The sequence below is a fragment of the Desulfobulbaceae bacterium DB1 genome (genome assembly GCA_001914235.1).
In the GTDB taxonomy this organism is placed as follows: domain Bacteria; phylum Desulfobacterota; class Desulfobulbia; order Desulfobulbales; family SURF-16; genus DB1.
In genome coordinates this window covers 124324-142123 of sequence record MQUF01000014.1, presented here as the reverse complement: position 1 = coordinate 142123, position 17800 = coordinate 124324, and the positions used below count along the sequence as shown (strand labels likewise).

General features: G+C 56.5%; 16 protein-coding genes and 1 tRNA gene. 12 read left to right on the top strand and 5 right to left on the bottom strand.

All coding sequences use genetic code 11. From position 1 onward, the window contains the following. The first annotated feature begins 2 nt into the window (after positions 1 to 2). From BM485_12360 to BM485_12340, 5 genes are all read left to right on the top strand, one after another. On the top strand, positions 3 to 827 hold the full coding sequence (locus BM485_12360) for a hypothetical protein (protein ID OKY74634.1): 825 nt from the start codon (positions 3 to 5) through the stop codon (positions 825 to 827). A 10-nt stretch (positions 828 to 837) separates the two neighbouring features. Beyond that, complete coding sequence (locus BM485_12355; GenBank protein ID OKY74633.1) at positions 838 to 2118, top strand: anaerobic sulfatase maturase; 1281 nt, start codon at positions 838 to 840, stop codon at positions 2116 to 2118. A 392-nt stretch (positions 2119 to 2510) separates the two neighbouring features. Then, a complete protein-coding gene (locus BM485_12350; GenBank protein OKY74790.1) occupies positions 2511 to 3728 on the top strand; it encodes a hypothetical protein in 1218 nt (405 codons plus the stop codon). Positions 3729 to 3767: 39 nt separating this feature from the next. Then, complete coding sequence (locus BM485_12345; GenBank protein OKY74632.1) at positions 3768 to 4859, top strand: hypothetical protein; 1092 nt, start codon at positions 3768 to 3770, stop codon at positions 4857 to 4859. A gap of 67 nt (positions 4860 to 4926) precedes the next feature. Beyond that, entirely contained in the window at positions 4927 to 5592 is a 666-nt protein-coding gene (locus tag BM485_12340; protein OKY74631.1) for a hypothetical protein, read from the top strand. A 12-nt stretch (positions 5593 to 5604) separates the two neighbouring features. Here the strand turns inward: BM485_12340 and BM485_12335 are convergent, their stop codons facing one another. Continuing rightward, entirely contained in the window at positions 5605 to 5802 is a 198-nt protein-coding gene (locus BM485_12335) for a hypothetical protein (protein OKY74630.1), read from the bottom strand. A 72-nt stretch (positions 5803 to 5874) separates the two neighbouring features. Between BM485_12335 and BM485_12330 the strand changes: the two genes are divergently transcribed. After that, a complete protein-coding gene (locus BM485_12330; GenBank protein OKY74629.1) occupies positions 5875 to 6882 on the top strand; it encodes a hypothetical protein in 1008 nt (335 codons plus the stop codon). Beyond that, entirely contained in the window at positions 6879 to 8759 is a 1881-nt protein-coding gene (locus BM485_12325) for a hypothetical protein (protein OKY74628.1), read from the top strand. The genes BM485_12330 and BM485_12325 overlap by 4 nt, the downstream gene beginning before the upstream one ends. 357 nt (positions 8760 to 9116) lie before the next feature. Here BM485_12325 and BM485_12320 read toward each other — a convergent pair. Both BM485_12320 and BM485_12315 read right to left on the bottom strand, forming a co-directional pair. Further along, a tRNA-Arg gene (locus BM485_12320) sits at positions 9117 to 9193 on the bottom strand. 89 nt (positions 9194 to 9282) lie between these two features. Next, positions 9283 to 11550 (bottom strand): ATPase, encoded by a 2268-nt coding sequence (locus BM485_12315; protein OKY74627.1) that lies wholly within the window; start codon positions 11548 to 11550, stop codon positions 9283 to 9285. Positions 11551 to 11892: 342 nt separating this feature from the next. Here BM485_12315 and BM485_12310 point away from each other — a divergent pair, with 342 nt between their 5' ends. The 4 genes from BM485_12310 to BM485_12295 all read left to right on the top strand — a co-directional run bounded on the left by BM485_12310 (position 11893) and on the right by BM485_12295 (position 13867). Next, on the top strand, positions 11893 to 12183 hold the full coding sequence (locus BM485_12310) for a DNA mismatch repair protein MutS (protein OKY74626.1): 291 nt from the start codon (positions 11893 to 11895) through the stop codon (positions 12181 to 12183). Between the two features lie 330 nt (positions 12184 to 12513). Further along, positions 12514 to 12972 carry a hypothetical protein gene (locus tag BM485_12305; protein ID OKY74625.1) on the top strand — a complete coding sequence of 153 codons (459 nt, stop codon included), beginning with the start codon at positions 12514 to 12516 and terminating at the stop codon, positions 12970 to 12972. Between the two features lie 40 nt (positions 12973 to 13012). Continuing rightward, on the top strand, positions 13013 to 13423 hold the full coding sequence (locus tag BM485_12300) for a hypothetical protein (protein OKY74624.1): 411 nt from the start codon (positions 13013 to 13015) through the stop codon (positions 13421 to 13423). Positions 13424 to 13516: 93 nt separating this feature from the next. Then, on the top strand, positions 13517 to 13867 hold the full coding sequence (locus BM485_12295; protein OKY74623.1) for a cytoplasmic protein: 351 nt from the start codon (positions 13517 to 13519) through the stop codon (positions 13865 to 13867). Positions 13868 to 14031: 164 nt separating this feature from the next. Here the strand turns inward: BM485_12295 and BM485_12290 are convergent, their stop codons facing one another. After that, complete coding sequence (locus tag BM485_12290) at positions 14032 to 15111, bottom strand: hypothetical protein (protein OKY74789.1); 1080 nt, start codon at positions 15109 to 15111, stop codon at positions 14032 to 14034. A gap of 159 nt (positions 15112 to 15270) precedes the next feature. Between BM485_12290 and BM485_12285 the strand changes: the two genes are divergently transcribed. Next, complete coding sequence (locus tag BM485_12285) at positions 15271 to 15456, top strand: hypothetical protein (GenBank protein ID OKY74622.1); 186 nt, start codon at positions 15271 to 15273, stop codon at positions 15454 to 15456. Between the two features lie 7 nt (positions 15457 to 15463). On the opposite strand, the gene BM485_12280 is transcribed toward BM485_12285, so the two are convergent. Further along, a complete protein-coding gene (locus BM485_12280; GenBank protein OKY74621.1) occupies positions 15464 to 17800 on the bottom strand; it encodes a hypothetical protein in 2337 nt (778 codons plus the stop codon).

Sequence of the window (17800 nt, the reverse complement as noted above, 5' to 3'; positions counted from 1 at the left end):
TCATGCGAACGAGGCGAATGAAATTTTGGTGGCGGCGGATCGCACTGGCGACGATCATCGCAAGCTGCGCCATGCCGGCCCATGCCGAAGAAGACAACGCGGCGGAACTGGCTAAGAAGCTGGCGAATCCCATCGCCAGCCTGATCAGCGTGCCGCTGCAATACAACCACGACGAATACGGCGGAATAAACGACGACGCGTCGGTCAGCCGCCTGAACATCCAGCCGGTCATCCCCTTCTCGCTGGGCGAAGAGTGGAACATGATCACGCGGACCATCGTGCCGCTGATTGATCAGCAGGATTTCCCGGTTGAAGCCATGAACGAGTCGGGTCTCGGCGACATCACCGCCAGCCAGTTCTTCTCGCCCAAAGCCCCCAGCGCGGGGGGCTGGATCTGGGGAGTGGGGCCGGTCGAGCTGCTGCCGACGGCCTCCGACGAAGTGCTCGGCGGCGAAAAGTGGGGGATCGGCCCAACGGCGGTGGCGCTGAAGCAGGCCGGGCCGTGGACCATCGGTTTTCTTGGCAATCATATCTGGTCGGTGGCCGGTGACGACGACCGGGCCGATATCAATGCCACCTTCCTGCAACCATTCGTGAGTTACATCACCAAAACGAAAACAACATTTGGATTAAACACGGAATCCACCTACGACTGGGAAGCCGAGCAGTGGTCAATTCCGCTGATCGCTCAGGTGGCGCAACTGTTCAAGATCGGTCCGCAGATTATGCAGCTCAGTGTGGCCGGGAAGTATTGGGCTGAATCGCCGGATAACGGCCCGGAGGATTGGGGATTCAGGGCACAATTGACGTTCCTGTTCCCTGAATAGAATAAAGACCATGGTCTGTCATCCTTTAGGAAAATCAGACAATATCGCGCAAGGGATTCACGTCGTGGCCAAGCCTGTCGGGCCGGCCTGCAACCTGAACTGCGAATACTGCTTTTATCTCGAGAAGCAGGCGCTGTTCAGTTCCGGCGAACAGTATCGCATGTCCGATGATGTCCTTTCCGCATTCATCACCGACTACGTCACCTGCCAGCCTACGCCGGAGGTGGCCTTTGTCTGGCAAGGGGGCGAGCCGACCCTCGGCGGGCTTGATTTTTTCAACCGGGTGGTCGAACTGCAGAAGCCGCTCGCCGGCCGGAAGATCATCAGCAACGCCCTGCAGACCAACGGCACCCTCCTGACCGACGAGTGGTGCGTTTTTCTCCGGGAACACGACTTCCTGGTCGGCATCAGTCTCGACGGCCCGCAGGAGGTACATGACCGCTACCGCCGCGACCGTGGAGGCAACGGGTCCTTTGCGCAGGTGATGCGGGGTCTGCGGCTGCTGCAAAAGCATGGAGTCGCGTACAACGTGCTGGCTTGCGTTGCCCGCGAAACAGAGCGCAGGCCGCTCGATGTCTATCGCTTCCTGCGCGACCAGGGCGTTGAATATATCCAGTTTTCGCCGGTGGTCGAGCGGCTGCCGGACGCCCGCAGCCGGGAGCAGGGCCTGCGGCTGGCCGGTCCGGCGGTTCTGACCCGGGAAGAAACACAGATCGAAGTCTTTCCGTGGTCGGTTTCTCCCGAGGGTTACGGCGACTTTCTGATCGCCATCTACGAAGAGTGGGTGCGCCATGATGTCGGCACCACCTTTGTCATGAACTTCGAGTGGGCGCTCAACGCCTGGATCGGCAACCCGTCGCCGGTGTGCATCCATGCCCGGCAGTGCGGACGTTCGCTGGTGATCGAGCACAACGGCGACCTGTATGCCTGCGACCACTATGTCTATCCCCACTATCGACTGGGCAACATCCTGACCGACGGCCTCATCGGGATGGTGGAAAAAGCGTGGCGGACCGGATTCGGCGCCGCCAAGGAAAGCGCCCTGCCCCGCTGTTGCCGGGAGTGCGAGGTGCTGGCGGCGTGCCGGGGCGGCTGTCCCAAGCATCGTTTCGCGCAAACCCCGAACGGCGAGCCGGGTCTGCACTATCTGTGCACCGGCTACAACAAGTTTTTTCGCCACATCCGCAAATACCTGCAGGCGATGACCACCCTGCTCGAGCACGGTCATCCCGCGTCAGAAGTGATGAAGGCGGTCAAGGGGCCGCTGGTGATTCGCACGGCCGAGGGATAAAAGACTGGAAATCCGGACGAAATTCAACCGGCTGACTCGGGTCGGACAAGAAAACGGGACGATGACAAAAAATGATGGTTTGTTTTACGAAGCTGACGGCTGTCGCAAACCCTGCCGTCAAAAAAAATCACACCTAGCCGCTTTGGGTTGCCGGCGGTGCAGACACGAAAGGGACATGCCATGAAAAAGCGATTATTCCTCAACTAAAATTTGGCTTGATTTGCCTGTTTTGCTCACCGGTGTTGTGCCTCACGGCGAATTCCGTTAAGGCGGCATCCGCTACCAAGATCGACAGGTGCATAACTTCAGGAATCTATTTACCAACACGAGAAGCAGGGAAAGGAGTTCTCATGAAAAAAACAATCCGTTCAGGGGGTATATGGCTGCTGGGCATGTTGCTTGCGTCAACGACCGCTCAGGCCGGCGGTCTTTACCTTTACGAAATCGGCAGTCCCGATGTCGGTCTGGCCGCCGCCGGCTATGCCGCCCGGGCACAGGATGCGTCCACGGCCTTTACCAACCCGGCGGGGATGACGCGGCTGGAACGCCCCTCGTTGCTGCTCGGGGCGCAACCCATGTACATGAACCTCGACTTTTCCGCCGACGCTAACACCACCGTGGCCGGGAACAGCGGCGACAGCAACGGCTGGATGCCGGGCGGGGGGCTGTTCTATGTTCATCCGGTCAGCGATAAACTGGCAATCGGCCTGGCTATGACCGGCTATTTCGGCCTTGCCCTCGACTACCAGGACGATTGGGTCGGCCGTTATTACGTCCAGGAGACGGCCATGCAGGCCGCCGCCTTCCAGCCGGCCATCGCCTGGAAGGTCAACGACCGGTTCTCGGTGGGGGCAGGCGTTGCGATGCTTTACGGAATGTTCGAGGACAAGGTGGCGATTAATCGAGTGCTCGATACCTTGCCGGATGCTCAACTTGAACTCAGCGACGAAGACCTGGCCGTGCAACTGAATCTCGGCGTGCTGTATGAGCCGTTGCCGGGCACCCGTTTCGGTCTCACCTATCTCTCCGCAGCGGATCTGGACTTCTCGGACAACGCCGATTTCAGTGGTTTTGGCCCCACGTTGACAGGAATTTTCGGCCTTGGCGGGCGGACCATCGATCTCGGCATGACCATGCCCCAAGCGGTCATGTCCAGCGTTTACCACGAAGTGAACGACCGCTTGGCGCTGCTGGCCAACCTGGGCTGGCAGGATTGGTCGGAGTTCGGCAAGGTTGACGTTGCCATCAGTGACACCAGCATTGATCTCACCACCGACCTCAATTACCGGGACACCTGGCATGTCGCCCTCGGCACCCAGTACCGGCTTTCCACGCCATGGCTGCTGTCGGCCGGCATCGCCTATGACAGTGCCATGCTCGACGAAGACGATCTCGGTCCCACCCTGCCGGTCGGAGAAACCTGGCGCTTTGCACTCGGCGGCAGTTACGACTGGTCCAGCAACGTAACGCTGGGAATGGCCTATGAACTGGCATGGGGAGGGGATCTGGACATGGACGTAGAACGCGGCCCCCTGGCCGGACGGGTTGCCGGAACCTATGACAACGTGGCGATTCATATCGTTGCGCTCACCGCCGAATTGCGCTTCTGAAACGGTAAAAAAACCATGATTACGAAAGCGTGCCGATTGATGGCTGCATATCACGCATCGCATCGCCAACAGTGGATTGCGGGCATAATCCTGCTGCTGACGTTGCCGGCTTTTGCCGGCTGTTCCGTCATCGGCCCGGCAACTATTGCCCGTGACCGCTTTGATTACACCACGGCGGTTGCCGACTCGTGGAAGCGTCAGATGTTGCTCAATATCGTCAAAATCCGTTATGGCGACGTGCCGATCTTCCTCGATGTCACGTCAATTACCAATCAATACTCCGTGCAAACGGAACTGCGCGGCACCCTTGGCTGGTCCTTTCCGCCACAGGGAAACCGTCAGGAATTAGGCGGCATCACAAGTTACTATGATCGCCCGACGGTTACCTACAATCTCCTGACCGGCGAGAAGTTCGCCCGCAGCCTGATGACGCCTATTTCCCCCGCCACGGTCATGGCAATGGTCGAAGGCGGTTATCCCATTGCCCTGGTCTTCCGACTCATGGTCCACGCTGTCAATGGTGTCCGTAACCAATTCGGCGGCTCTGCCCGGATGCATGCGGCTGATCCTGAATTCAGCCCCTTGCTGGAAAAACTGCAAGCGATCCAGTCTTCCGGTGCCGTCGCCCTGCGGGTCACGAAAGTTGATGAACAGGCTGCCCTGCTCATGATGTTCCGCAAAACTGAATCAGCCCAGCTCTCACAATTGACTGCCGATGTGCGGCAGATACTCGGCCTCGGGCAAGAGGCGGGTGAATTTCAGGTGATCTACGGGTCGGCATCGTCCCACGATCGCGAAATTGCTTTGCTGACCCGCTCGATCATAGAGATCCTCAGCGATATCTCCTCGACCATCGAGGTTCCTGTCCAAGATGTCGGCGAACAACGGACCAGCCCGACCATGACCACCGAAGGCGCGGGTTTCAGCAAGCCGCTGATCCACATCATCTCCTCAGCGGAGAAGCCTGCAGACGCCTTCGTCTCCGTGCCGTATCGGGGGCATTGGTTCTGGGTCGACGATCGGGACTATCCGTCCAAAAAACTCTTTTCATTCCTGATGTTCATCATGACCCTCACGGAGCCTGGAGTGAAAGATGGCGCGCCGGTCCTGACGATTTCCGCGGGAGGTTGACAGACCAGATTGAACCGTCCGGTATTTACCCTATTTACCGGCATAACCTTAAAAAAGGAGTGAAAACATGAAAAAGTCTTCTTATGGGATCCTGTGCGTCCTGATCAGTGCCGTGCTGCTTGCCGGCTGTGCGGCCAGCGGCATGAAATCGGTGAAACAAAGCGGCTTCCTTGGCGACTACAGCCAGCTTCGGCCGGGCGGCGATGACCGCGCGGCCCTGCTGTACATAAAGCCCGGCGCCACCCTGAAACCTTACAACAAGCTGATGTTCGAGCGGATCCTGGTGCTGCTCAGCGACAATGCCGATTACCAGGCCATTGATCCGACCATCCTCAAGGAGCTGACCGACTACTACCAGAACGCCCTCATCGAGGCGGTCAGGAGCGGCTATGAAATTGTCGATCAACCCGGCCCCGACGTCCTCCGGGTGCGAATCGCCATCACCGATATAAAACCGTCCAAACCAGTGGCCAATGCCTTGTCGACCATCAATCCGGTGGGGCTTGCTGTTGCCGGCGCGACCAAGGCAGTCAGTGACGACAACCTTGGCACCGGCGAGGCCGGCACGGAGTTCGAACTGCTCGATTCCACCACCGGCGAGCGTCTGGCTGCGGCCGTTGATCGTCGGCAGGGCGGCAAGGCGGTCTTCCGCGGCAAGTGGGACGACACCAGGGCCGCCTTTGATTTCTGGGCGAAACGCTTCCGTCAACGTTTGGATGAAGCGCGTCAATAGTCGCCCCCCGGTCTACGGCGGCACGGAGAAGTTCCAGGCCGATCCCACCGACGCGATCTCATCCTTTTGTACGAATATTTGCACGGTGACAATGGCGCCGGACTGGTGGTCAAGACCTTCCAGCTGTTTGGTCTGCTGGGCGGCGAATTTTACATCGACCTGCACTTCGATACGGGAACGATGCAGTTGCGTCTGCGGCGGCCGGGTCAAGGAATACTACCGGAGTCATATCGTGATTAAAGAATCGTTGCAAATAAGCGGCTTGTCCCGAAAGGCGGCGCAATGGCAAAAATAGTCAAAATGTTCGGCCTGGCCGCGGCCGTTCTCGCCCTTGCCCTCATGGGTGGCCTGGGAACGTTGGCCATCTATTACTCTCCTTTGCCGGACGCGCTGGGCGCGATAGCCGGCGGCCTCTTCGCCTTGGCGGCCCTGGTTCTCATCGGCGCCGGACTCCGCAAGGGCAAACGCCGGGCCTGGGGCGTTTTCGTGTTGCTGTTCGCGCTGGTGTTCACTGCCTGGTGGCTGCTGATTCCGCCGTCCAACAACCGGAACTGGCAGCCGGATGTGGCGGTGCTCCCCTGGGCCGAGGTCAGCGGCGATCGTGTCACGGTCCACAACATCCGCAACTGCGACTACCGCACGGAAACGGATTTCACGGTTCGCCATTATGATCGGGAATTTGACCTGCAAAAACTGAAGAGCGTTGATCTCTTCCTGATTTACTGGGGATCTCCGCATATCGCCCACACCATGCTCAGCTTCGGTTTCGCGGACGGCAATTACCTCTGTTTTTCCGTTGAGACGAGAAAAGAGATCGGCGAGGACTATTCCGCCGTCAAGGGTTTTTTCAAACAGTTCGAGCTGACCTATGTGATTGCCGATGAACACGACCTGGTCCGTCTCCGAACCAATTTCCGCAAGGGCGAGGATGTCTACCTTTATCGCCTCAATGTCCCGATGGATTTCGCCCGCAAGGTTTTTCTCGATTACCTGCGCGAAGTCAACAACCTGAAGGATCGTCCCGAATGGTACCGGGCAATCGGCAGCAACTGCACGACCACTATCCGTCGCCATACCGCCCCGTTCAACCCGGATGCCCGTTTTGACTGGCGGATTATTGTCAACGGCTATGCCGATGAGATGCTGTACGAGCGGGGCATGTTGAACCGGTCCCTGCCTTTTGCCGAATTGAAAAAACAAAGCCTGATCAACAAACGGGCACAAAGGATCGGCAATGTCCCTGAGTTCTCACAACTCATAAGGGTCGGATTGTCGGGAGGCACACCATGAAAATCAGCTTCGTGCATGTCGCGCTGTTCCTGCTCTGTCTCACTCTGGCAGGGTGCGCCACCCCGGTCGGCGTCAACATTGTTTCTCCCCGGGAGGCATACCATGATACCTATGCCAACCCTTTGAGCGCCGGAGTCGCCGGTGATGACACCAACCTCGTCCTGAATCGCTTCAATCTTTTGAAGAAATTCAAAAAAGAACCGGCCAAGGTCATCGCAACCCTGTACGAAAAAGCCATCACCGACGATCGACGCGACATACTCTTCGCCCTGGCGGAAACATCTTACCTCCATGGCGACAAGCTGGCCAAAAGCGTTGACCCCGCGAAAAAGAAGCTGGCGGCGGACTATTTCCTCCTGGCGGCGATCTCTTCCTACCATTTTCTTTTCAGCGAGGGCCCCGAGCCCCCGCCCCATGCATTGGACCCGCGCCTGCGGACGGCCAGCGACCTCTACAATTTTTCCCTGTGGCGCGGATTTGCCACAGGCGAAAATGGGCAGCTGGTGCTTGAGGCACAGTCTCGCACGCTCCCCATTGGGAATCTGACCATTTCGTTGAACATGTCCGCGTTCTCTTTGAATTTTGCCGATTTCGAAAAATTCGAGCCTGCCGCCAAGTTTGCCGTGCGGGGCTTCAGCGTCAGAAACAGAAATTCAGGAATGGGACTGCCGCTGATAGGAATCAAAAAAAAGGTCCCTGGCTTTCTTTTGGGCGGTCAGGTTGCTCCGCTGACGGTTTTTCTGAGGGTGGAGAGCAAGCTGGCCGAATTCAGTAATGGTGGTGGACAGGCAGCACTCGAATTCTATTCCACCTTTGACGACAGTGAGATTACCGTCAAAGAGAAAAAAATCCCCCTTGAGGCCGATCTCACAACAACCCTCGCCTACAAACTGGAAGGGTCGCAACTGTGGTCCTTCGGCATCGGTTCTTTTTTCAGCGATACGTTCCTCGCTCTTCCCAATGGTCTCTATCAGATCGGCACATATCAGCCGGGCCGCATTCCCTTGGTCCTGGTGCACGGTACGGCCAGCAGCCCGGCCTGGTGGTCCGAAATGTTCAATACCCTGTACAATGATGCAACGATCAGGAAGAATTTCCAGTTCTGGTACTTCATCTACAAAAGCAACAACGTCATTGCCATGTCGGCAGGCGATCTGCGGAGCGCACTGCGGGAAAAGGCGGCGGCACTTGATCCGGACGGCAAGGATCCGGCACTGCGGCAAATGGTGGTCGTCGGCCATAGCCAGGGCGGCCTTTTGACCAAACTCACCGCCGTCGATACGGGCGAAAAGCTGGTGCAGGCGGTAATGGGAAAGGAAATCAAGGATATCAGAACGTCGGAGAAAAACAAGAAGCTGATCCGCGAGTTGTTGGTCGTGAAACCGGTCCCTTTTGTAAAACGGGTTGTCTTCATTGCCACGCCGCACCGCGGAAGCTTCCTCAGCACGCATCTGGTGCGGAATCTCATCGCAAAACTGGTAAAACTGCCGGCCACCCTGCTCACCAAAGTCACTGATCTGCACGAACTGTTGACCGACAATGTCAAAAGTCAACTGAAGGGAAGAACCATTACCAGCGCCGACGGCATGTCACCCGAAAACCCTCTCCTCCAGGCATTGGCCGATATCCCCCTGGCGCCCGGCATCCATGGGCATTCGATTATCGCCATCAAGGACGAAGAAGCCACCCCGCCGGATGGCGACGACGGCGTGGTCAAATACAGCAGTGCCCATCTGGAGGGGATGGATTCGGAGTTCATCGTCAGGAGTGAGCACTCCTGCCAGCTGCACCCGTTCACCATTGAAGAGGTGCGCCGCATCCTGATCGAGCATCTTGCCTCGCAAAAACAAAATGAACAACTTCCGCAGGCAAAGTAAGGAAAAGGACATTCCTCCATCAATTTATGACGATCAACCTGGTGTGTTACTCGACTTTTTTTGGTTGAAAAATCGTGAACGAGGATAGCGCTAGGGAATGTATTGATCTGTTTTGCTTATCCGGGTATGGCAGCGCCGCAGGTCTCCAGCAGTTGCTCACCGCATTTCATTTCCCGGACCACGTTGAAAATGCCCTCAAGATTTCAGACACAAGCGCCTTTGATACAGCGGACAGCAGTATTAAGTAACAAATGGAAAGAAACGACAAAAAAACAATTTGGGCAAGTTTTCGGCAAAACCGATATCCACAACAAAAAAGCCCTTAACTCGCAATGAGCTAAGGGCTTGAAATTGTCATGGCGCACCCGGCATGATTCGAACATGCGACCATCGGATTCGTAGTCCGGTACTCTATCCAGCTGAGCTACGGGTGCCTGTTTGGGAAAGGTGATATTTACCCTATCCGGATCGATTCATCAAGTCAATTTTTACGTTTTTTTTATCCCTTTACGGCCCGTTTTTTTTACCAGACGGACCGCAATCCCTGCTTCTTTCGCACCTGATCAAGCCGACGTTCAAGATCAACCCGCCAGTCGGCATGAATGCGGGCGCCGGACGGCCCGATCAGTTCCGGCAATCCGTAGACAAGTCGCTCGGCGGCGCGGCTGGCCTCGATCACCGCCTCGATGGAACGGGCGCCGAATTTATACTGGGCAATGAGCAGACGCAGCAGGAGTCCGGAGGTCTTGCGCGCCGCCTTTTTCCAGTGGGTATCCATCTGATGGGCGATGATAAAGGCCCTTTTCAGCAAAATTCGGCGCAGTTCTTCGAGTTCGACGCCGGAAGCGGAATCCCGCAGCAGCTCTTGCGGGATGTCGATGCCGTCGATATCGAGCACCACCCGCAGCCTGCTCATGAAATCAGGAATCTTCAAGGTCTTTGCCAGCTGCAGCTCCTGGGGAGTGGCCTTGCCGAGCAGATCCTCCATCGCCTGCCAGCTCGTCTTCACCCCGCCGGCAAAAACGAAAATGGAGCGGCCGATATAATACGGGATGCCGTGCACGTAGGTAACGCCATCCTGCATGGACGGAAGAAAATAGCGGAGATAGCCGAACTCATGACCGTCGTAGCGACAGTCAAATTCATCCCAGAAGGTGATGGGCACCTTGCCCTTGGCCACCGAGGCCCGCACCAGATCGATGGCGGAATTGATCTCATCCGGTTCGGCGAACTGGGTCAGGTTGAATTCAAAAAAATCAAAGGGATCCCGATCGAATTTCCGGCCGATAACCTTGGCCACTTCCTTGACGGCAAAAGATTTCCCCGATCCCGGAGGGCCGAAAACGCCGATGCAGAGCGGCCGCTGATAGCTCTCTTTCGTCACATAGGAATCCATCACCGACTGCAGGGTCAGAATCGGCCCGATTTCCGCCGGATCGGTGGTCCGCAGGTGACCGACGTTAAACATGCGCAGGTTGGCGAAGCCGCTTTTGCGGCTCACCTCCTCTTTCAGATAATGCAGAACCTCGAGGATGACATCCAGGTAGCCAAGCGGTGCAAGTCCGGGCAAGGCGGGTTTCCCGCAGGGGGAAACCCGTCCGCTTTGATCGAAAAAAGCCCGCAAGCCCGCCATTTTCTGCCGGGTCCACTCCTGGGCCGACACCAGCTCAAGGCTCCGGTCAAATTCCGGAGAAAACGGCGGCAGCTCAATGAAAAAAGGATCATTGTCATCCAGGAAGGAGCATGGGCAGCCGCCCGGAAAGGTTGAGGTAAAATCAAGGTTTGGCAGCTCAAGCGAATCGGAGAAATAATAGCCGTTTTCGTAAAGCAACTGCCAGTGCAGCAGGGTCCGTTTGGAAAAATCGCTGAAAAAACGCCGGCCACCCACCAGTCGCCCCTGGCGGATATAATCCATGGCCAGCATGGAGGTGACCATGGTGTCGTAAGCAGGCACGGATCCTTTCTGGCGGGGCGAACTCTTTTCCGGCAGGCTCCCTTCCCTGTGCCGGAAAAAGACATTTTCCGGGCTGACGTAAAGCAACCCATTGGGAAACATCTCGATCATGGTGTGGCAACGGAAACGGCCCCGCCTTTCGTCCCAGATGCCGACCTCGGGCGAGCGCAGGGCGCGCAGGGCCATGGCGACAATGGACTCCCAGACCACGGAGCTGTCCATTTCCATGCGGGTTGTTTCGAGATCGGACAAACGGCCGAACAAAACGAAATTCTCCCCGAAATGCTCGGCCCATTCGGTCCAGTAGGCAACGCTGATCCCCATGGCGATCACCCAGGCCCCGGGATTCATCTCCTTCAGCTCGGCGGCGATTCCCGGCGGTCGGCCGCCGTCGTCAATCACCATGATGCCGTCATGGCCGCTCATCTTTTCCCGGTTTTCACCGGTTATGGCCAGGGCCTTCTCGTCTTCCCCGCGTCCGGCAAAAGGAAGAATCTGATGCACCATGAACCAGCCGTGATCCTTGTCGATTTCCGGCCGTTGCCGCTTGCGGAAAATCTGAAAAATATCCTTCTGTTCCCCATAGGTTATGGTGGTGACCCGGGGGCTCAGGTTGCCGGCGGTGAGATAGGAGGCGAGCCAGGTAAGGCTCTGGTCCAGTCTGCCGTTTTCCACCGCCACCTTGCCGGCAAGCAATTCAACGAAATCTCCCGGATTATAGCCGTAAGCGGGCAGGCTGCCCTCCTCGATCAGGCTGACTTCCTTTATCGGCAGATTGCGGATCTTGACATTTGATCCGAGAAAAAGAATTCTCTGTTTTTCCTTGTCATCGCCCATCGCAACAGGGCCTCCGGGTATGCTTGGCCATGGCCACGGTAAATATTTCGTAATAATATCGGCTCATGTTCTTTTCTCCTTCCATTTCCCGCCCGCGCCAGGGGCGGAACACATAATCTCCATCCCTTCATGCCGGGAGCGCACCATTGCCGCAACAGGCATGAACACTCAAGAATCATTTTCTTTTGCCAAAAAATTATATCAGTATTCCCGGATCGGAAGTAAATTAATTTTGCCGGGGCAAAAAACGTTGCATTCGGCCTGAATTTGCAGCTTCTTTGCCCATGCCCTTACCAATCGATATTTTTGTCTTATCTTCCGCCGACAAGGTTGCAATAAATCATGATTGACGAACTTGAACCGATTGAACTGCCCATTGACGGCATACTCGACCTGCACACCTTTCAGCCCAGGGATGTGAAAAAACTGATACCCGATTACATAGCGGCCTGCCGGCACAAGAATCTGCTGCAGATCCGTATCATCCACGGCAAGGGAACCGGAACCATGCTGCGCACGGTGCACGCCCTGCTTGAGAGGATGCCCGAGGTCCTCTCCTTCCGGCTGGCTCATGAAGACAGGAGTGGCTGGGGCGCCACCCTGGTGGAGCTGAGGCCCGCCGACCGCCGATGAAGACCAATGCGCAGTCCATCATGATCCTCACCGGCTTCGGCCATTTCATGTGCCATTTCAGCATGCCGGTCTTCCCTGCCGTGCTGCCGGTCGAGGTTATTTTTCTTCGCAAACCGACATTGCGCGGGATGCGGCGGCAAACATGAAGGGACCCATTGAACTTTTGTTACCCGTTCTTATAATTGAGAAAAGAACCATTCTCAAAAGATTCGTTTTTTTGAGAAAACCAGCGGAGGCGCACCTGCTTCATCCGCCGCCGTTTCGCCATAATAAGGAGGAAGTATGAAGACAAACATGACAGTGTCATCCTTTTTTTCCCGCATGCCGCTCATGGCGGGGGTCCTTGCCGCTCTTTTCCTGTTTGGCGGCTGCGGAGGAGGCCCATACGGCCGTTTTGATTTCCAGATGTCGGTGAACGAGGTGTTCGAATCCGGCCGTATTCTTGAAAACCACAGTTACTATTATATCGGCCCGGATGCCGAACCCGATGCCATCATGGCGATCGACAACGCCTACCAGCTGGCGCCGAGCCTCTGGAAAAAATCAGATATCACGGCAAAACAGCTCACCGGCTGGATGGAACGGATCGACAACAGGTACCGCTTCAGAAACATGTACAAGGGCGCCGTTATTCTTGACGACCAGGGGAACAAACTGGGGATCTGGTATTCCCGGCTGACCAAGACCGTTATCCGGCGGGGCGAGGGCAATCAGGTAATCATCTATACGCCGGACACAACCTTCGGCCTTGACGATAAGGGCGACAAGGATATCTGGGGCGTCAGATAAAAAACAGGCATCGACGCGGGCAAAGGAAAACGCTTCCGGCATGGACAACTGGCTTTTCCCGGCATTGCTGGCTTTGATATTTTACGGTTTCTGGGGATTTTTCCCCAAAATCGCCGTCAGCTACATCTCTCCCCAGAGCGCCCTGATCTACGAAGTGGGCGGGGCGCTGCTGGTGGGAGTGGTGACGCTTTGCCTTGTGGATTTCCATCCACCGCATCATCCAAAAGGTGTGCTGTTCGCCGTCCTGACCGGCATTGCCGGCATGGCAGGCACCCTTTTCTTCTTCGCCGCCGCGCAAAAGGGAAAAATTTCCCTGGTGGTGAGCCTTACCGCCCTTTACCCGCTGATTACCATCCTTCTGGCCGCGATTTTTCTCAAGGAACCCCTCACCCTGCATCAGATTTTCGGACTGCTGCTGGCCTTGTGCGCCATCGTTCTCCTGGTCGCCTGAAGAAAAGAATCTTCCCATGCGCCGTCAATCCTGATAGAATTTTCCCAACAGGCCGATAACCGAGCCGCAATCTTCACATCCGGGGAGCACGCCATGGAAGAAAAAATCATTCTCTTTGCCTTTCGAGGCGATCCATTATGCTTTATCCATGTTCTTTTAAACGCCCTTGACCTGCATGAACAGGGCAGAGAAGGGAAAATCGTTCTGGAGGGAGAGGCGGTGACGCTGGTGCCGGTGATGAGCCGGGAAGGACACATGCTTACCCCGCTCTATCGAAAGGCCAGGGAAAAAGATCTGATTGTTGCGGTCTGCAAGGCCTGTTCGGCCAAAATGAACGTCGCCGAGGCGGTTCTGGCCGAAGGCCTGCCCCTGGTGGGCCACATCAGCGGCCATCCCTCCATGGCGCATTACCTGAACAACGGCTACCGGATCATTACCTTTTGAGCAGACAAATGAGCCTTTTGCAAAATGAGCAGCTTATAAATCGTGGCCAAATTGTCATATCGTTTTTTTTGCCTGTCAATGCTCATTTTACTGTTTTTTTGTGAATATTATGCCATGGCGGGCATACTTCTCGCGCAGTTTTCATTTTTTTGATCTTTGACAACCTAACCGAGTAGACGCAGAAGCTGATCCGCAAACAGTACGATGACTCCAAACATCAGGTGCTGGGTTACCTTGCTGTGTCCTTTGACCATGACGTTGTTGGCACCGAAGTCTTCTTTCAACCGGCTGTTTGCCCGTTCCGCAGTGGACCGGATTTTATAACGCTCAGCTTCGTGGGGCGCCATGGGAACGATATCATGGCCTCGCCCATTTTTATCCGTGATCGGAACATGCCCAAATTGCCGGCTGGTCTCCTCGATCCGCTTGGCATCGTACGCCGCATCCATCAAGTCGTAGAGGTACGTCACCTTCCTGCTGGTCAACTTGATCAGCGGAATGGCTACCTGGCTGTCATGCAGCGAAGCAGAGGTGACAAGGGCACTGATCGGCAGCCCCGCATCGTTTGTGTCCAAATGCAGCTTGTAGCCATTCCAGGACGTTTTGTATCCCTTGGCATTCTTCTTGGTTCCACGGTCGCAGGTGACCGGCAGCTCACGGATAGCTTCCTCCGCAGTCAACCGGACTTGACGGTCAAGCCGCTTCTCGACGACAGGCTCCCGCTGCTCACCCTTGGCCGGCCGCCCTCTCTTGCGGGGCTTCCTCGGCTCTTCGGCCACCTTTTTCGCCGGTTTCTCGCGACCGGTAATGGCCGTGGAATCCCGGCTTATGTGACCGACAAGCTCTCCCGCAAGGTATCCCTCCACCAGCGCATCGTGAACCCGGCTGCCAAGCCCGCCGGCGGCAAATTCGGCGAAGGCCCGCGAGAATGTTGACTCCGACGGAATATCTCCGGAAGCCACGAACCCACATATGCGCCGCAGGTTCTCTGCTGACCGCAAGGCGCGGATCAAATCACTGGTCGTCGGATGGCGATAGAGCGCCTTCGCCACGAACGACCGGGCCATGGCCTTCCGGTCAAGAGGATTACGCCCTGGCCAGCGATAGCGAGTCCCGCTCCTTGGAACATACTGCTCAATCTGGAGAATCTCCAGAATTGATACCAGTCGCTCTTCCTGCTCGGTAAGCGATGTTTTCAAACATTGGTTCAGATGGGGAAACAGACTTCTTTGGACATAACCCATCAACCATGATATTTTATCCGCGAGCTTCATGGCATCCTCCTGGTTTGTTTTGCTGGATACAAAACTATACCGGGAAATGCCATGAAGTTCAATTATTTCAATATATTATGAGAAAATAATCTCCATATAAAACCTCTCGTCATTTTGCAAGAGGCTCAAATGGATACCAAAAACCACCCCAAGGGCAAACCGGATCCGCAGAGAATGGCGATACTTCGCTCTCTGCCGATTGACGTCAAACAGCAGATAACCGGCGAAGAGGCCCAGGCCTTCCTTTATGGCGAGGATTTACCCGAATCGCTGCTGGAAAAGCTGAAGGATTACCTGGTCGATCCAGGCACGTAAGCAGAGTTCAACTGGTGATGGCCCGATAAATTTCCGGGACCCGCAGGGGAAGCTTGCGCACGTCGTCAATAAAGGTGTAGTTGATTTTGCCGAACATATGGGCCATGTAATCCTGCGCCTCCCGGTCAATGGTGATGCAAAACGGATGGATACCCGCCGCCTTGGCCTCAAGAAGCGCGTGGCGCGTATCCTCAATGGCGTATTCGCCTTTGTAGTCATCATAATCCTCCGGTTTGCCGTCGGTCAGCAGTATCAAAAGGCGCACCTTGGCATCGACTTCGGCAAGCTCGGCGGTGAAATGCCGGATGGGCGGTCCCATGCGGGTATAATCAATGGGGGCGATGGCGGCAATGCGCCCTTTTATCTCATCCGAATAGGGTTCATCAAAGCCCTTGACATGATACACCTCGCTGCGGGTTCGGCGCATGCCGGAAAACCCGTGGATGGCATAACGGTCGCCCAGGGATTCCAACGCCTCGCTGAGCAGCACCAGTGACTCCTTCAGGGCCGTTCCCACCCAGCCTTCCGTCGAGGACGACATATCCACCAGAAACAGGGCGGCGATGTCCCGTTCGTCCCGCAGCAGCCGAACAAATAACCGTTCGGACGGCACATGACCGGCCTTGACATCGGCATGGGCCTCGATCAGGGCATCCACATCAATTTCATCGCCGTCCCGCTGCCTTTTGACGAAGCGGTGCCGGGTCTGCATCATCTCAAATTGCCGCTTCAGCTGGATGATCTGGCCGCGATAGGTGTCCATGGTGTTGTTGACAAAGGTTCCCTTGACCGGGTGCAGTTTTTTGCGGATCAGGCGGCACCAGTCTTTGCGAAAACCCTGTCTGCGATAATCCCACTCGTCATAGAGCAATTCCCCCCGCAGGGCAGATCCATCCTCGGACTCAAAAGCAGCCAGGGGACTTTTCCCCCGGCTGCCGGCCTTCATACCGGCGCTGGCAATATAAAAAGCGGGGAGCCCGCCGAGATCGTCCTCGATTTCACGGGCCAGGTTCTTCAATTCCTCCGGCAACGCAAGCTTTTCATCATCAAGGCAGATAAAACGGGGTTCCCCGGCAATCTGCTTTTCCTCGTCTTCGTCCTTGCCGCCCTGGGGCTGCATGGGGGAAACATTTGCTCCCCCCTCGAGAACATTAGCCGCGGGCTGTCTCTTTTCCGGCTGATCCTCTGTTGTTTGCTTCTTTTTTCCGGACTCCGGGGGGAGAATTGCCGCCAGGCCCTCGATAAACTTCTGCTTTCGCGCCTCCCGGCGGGCAAGACGTGCCCGGTGCGCGGCCTGCGTCTGCAACGTCCCCTGAAAAACCAGGGGGGGGAGCGGGTCATAGTCCTTTGCCGCCGGCCGGAGCAGTTCGTAAAATTCAGCGGTGAGGGAAAAAACTTCCGCCATGGAAGTCATCCCATCCGGCAAACGGGCAATCAGCCGCGCCGCCGCAGCACTCCTGCTCGAACATTGCCCACCCGCCAGACGGGCAAGCAGCCACAGGCGAACCGCATGCAGGGAAGCTGCGGCACCCTCGGGCAACGGCAGCCGGGACAGATCTTCCAGCTGCAAGGCAAAAAAAGGCCGGGCATCACGCATCAGCCCCGGCAGATGGGACTGCAGAAAAAACGAGGCCCGCACGCTCTGCAGCAGATGATAAATATCCCCTGCCAGTTGCCGGTGGGGAAATTGTTTGAGGAATAATTCCAGCACATCCGCCTGTTCCAAGGATGCATCCCCTGCCGCGAAGCCCGCGGCAAGAGCGTTTGCCGTGTCGTGCCGGTGGCAATAGAGATCCTGATGAATAAAGGCCCATTGGAAAGAAGCGAGAAGCTTGAATACCCGGAAGTTATCGTCTCTGTTCTGGAAAAAAGTCACCTCCCGGGGCAGAAAGATGGTCTCGGTATCAGTGGCCGCCTCTTCCCCGGTCGCAAGCTGCAGGTTCCTGCCGGCAAGCCCCCGCAGATAGGGCAGAAGCCTTCCCTGGGCCTCGGCAAAGGTCAGACCGTTTTCTCCCCGCAAGCGGCAGAGAAAATTGTTCTCAACATCAGCCATGTAAAGCCGGGCGGCGCGGAGTCCATCCGCCTCGTAGGCCGCCAGGATCCCCTTGACCCATTCCGGCAGCTGCTGTGCATCAAGACAGGCGAGTCCGGCCTCAAGCTGCTCCAGAAACGCGAAACAGAGGGAATGGCTGACCGGCCACAAAATCCCGACCTGAACCAGCACAGCCTCCTGCCGCTGCGGGTCATAAGCCGACAGCTGTTCCAGCAGCTGCTCCCGTTCCCATGAGTTCAGTTCATGCTCCGGGATGACCCTCTGTAATCTTGCCGCAACCCTCTTATCCAT

Excerpts from the sequence above, each read along its gene's own strand:
- BM485_12360 (OKY74634.1), top strand. The coding sequence starts at position 3 with ATGCGAACGAGGCGAATGAAATTTTGGTGGCGGCGGATCGCACTGGCG.
- BM485_12355 (OKY74633.1), top strand. The coding sequence starts at position 838 with ATGGTCTGTCATCCTTTAGGAAAATCAGACAATATCGCGCAAGGGATT.
- BM485_12350 (OKY74790.1), top strand. The coding sequence starts at position 2,511 with ATGTTGCTTGCGTCAACGACCGCTCAGGCCGGCGGTCTTTACCTTTAC.
- BM485_12345 (OKY74632.1), top strand. The coding sequence starts at position 3,768 with ATGGCTGCATATCACGCATCGCATCGCCAACAGTGGATTGCGGGCATA.
- BM485_12340 (OKY74631.1), top strand. The coding sequence starts at position 4,927 with ATGAAAAAGTCTTCTTATGGGATCCTGTGCGTCCTGATCAGTGCCGTG.
- BM485_12330 (OKY74629.1), top strand. The coding sequence starts at position 5,875 with ATGGCAAAAATAGTCAAAATGTTCGGCCTGGCCGCGGCCGTTCTCGCC.
- BM485_12325 (OKY74628.1), top strand. The coding sequence starts at position 6,879 with ATGAAAATCAGCTTCGTGCATGTCGCGCTGTTCCTGCTCTGTCTCACT.
- BM485_12315 (OKY74627.1), bottom strand. The coding sequence starts at position 11,550 with ATGGGCGATGACAAGGAAAAACAGAGAATTCTTTTTCTCGGATCAAAT.
- BM485_12310 (OKY74626.1), top strand. The coding sequence starts at position 11,893 with ATGATTGACGAACTTGAACCGATTGAACTGCCCATTGACGGCATACTC.
- BM485_12305 (OKY74625.1), top strand. The coding sequence starts at position 12,514 with ATGGCGGGGGTCCTTGCCGCTCTTTTCCTGTTTGGCGGCTGCGGAGGA.
- BM485_12300 (OKY74624.1), top strand. The coding sequence starts at position 13,013 with ATGGACAACTGGCTTTTCCCGGCATTGCTGGCTTTGATATTTTACGGT.
- BM485_12295 (OKY74623.1), top strand. The coding sequence starts at position 13,517 with ATGGAAGAAAAAATCATTCTCTTTGCCTTTCGAGGCGATCCATTATGC.
- BM485_12290 (OKY74789.1), bottom strand. The coding sequence starts at position 15,111 with ATGGGTTATGTCCAAAGAAGTCTGTTTCCCCATCTGAACCAATGTTTG.
- BM485_12285 (OKY74622.1), top strand. The coding sequence starts at position 15,271 with ATGGATACCAAAAACCACCCCAAGGGCAAACCGGATCCGCAGAGAATG.
- BM485_12280 (OKY74621.1), bottom strand. The coding sequence starts at position 17,800 with ATGGATAAGAGGGTTGCGGCAAGATTACAGAGGGTCATCCCGGAGCAT.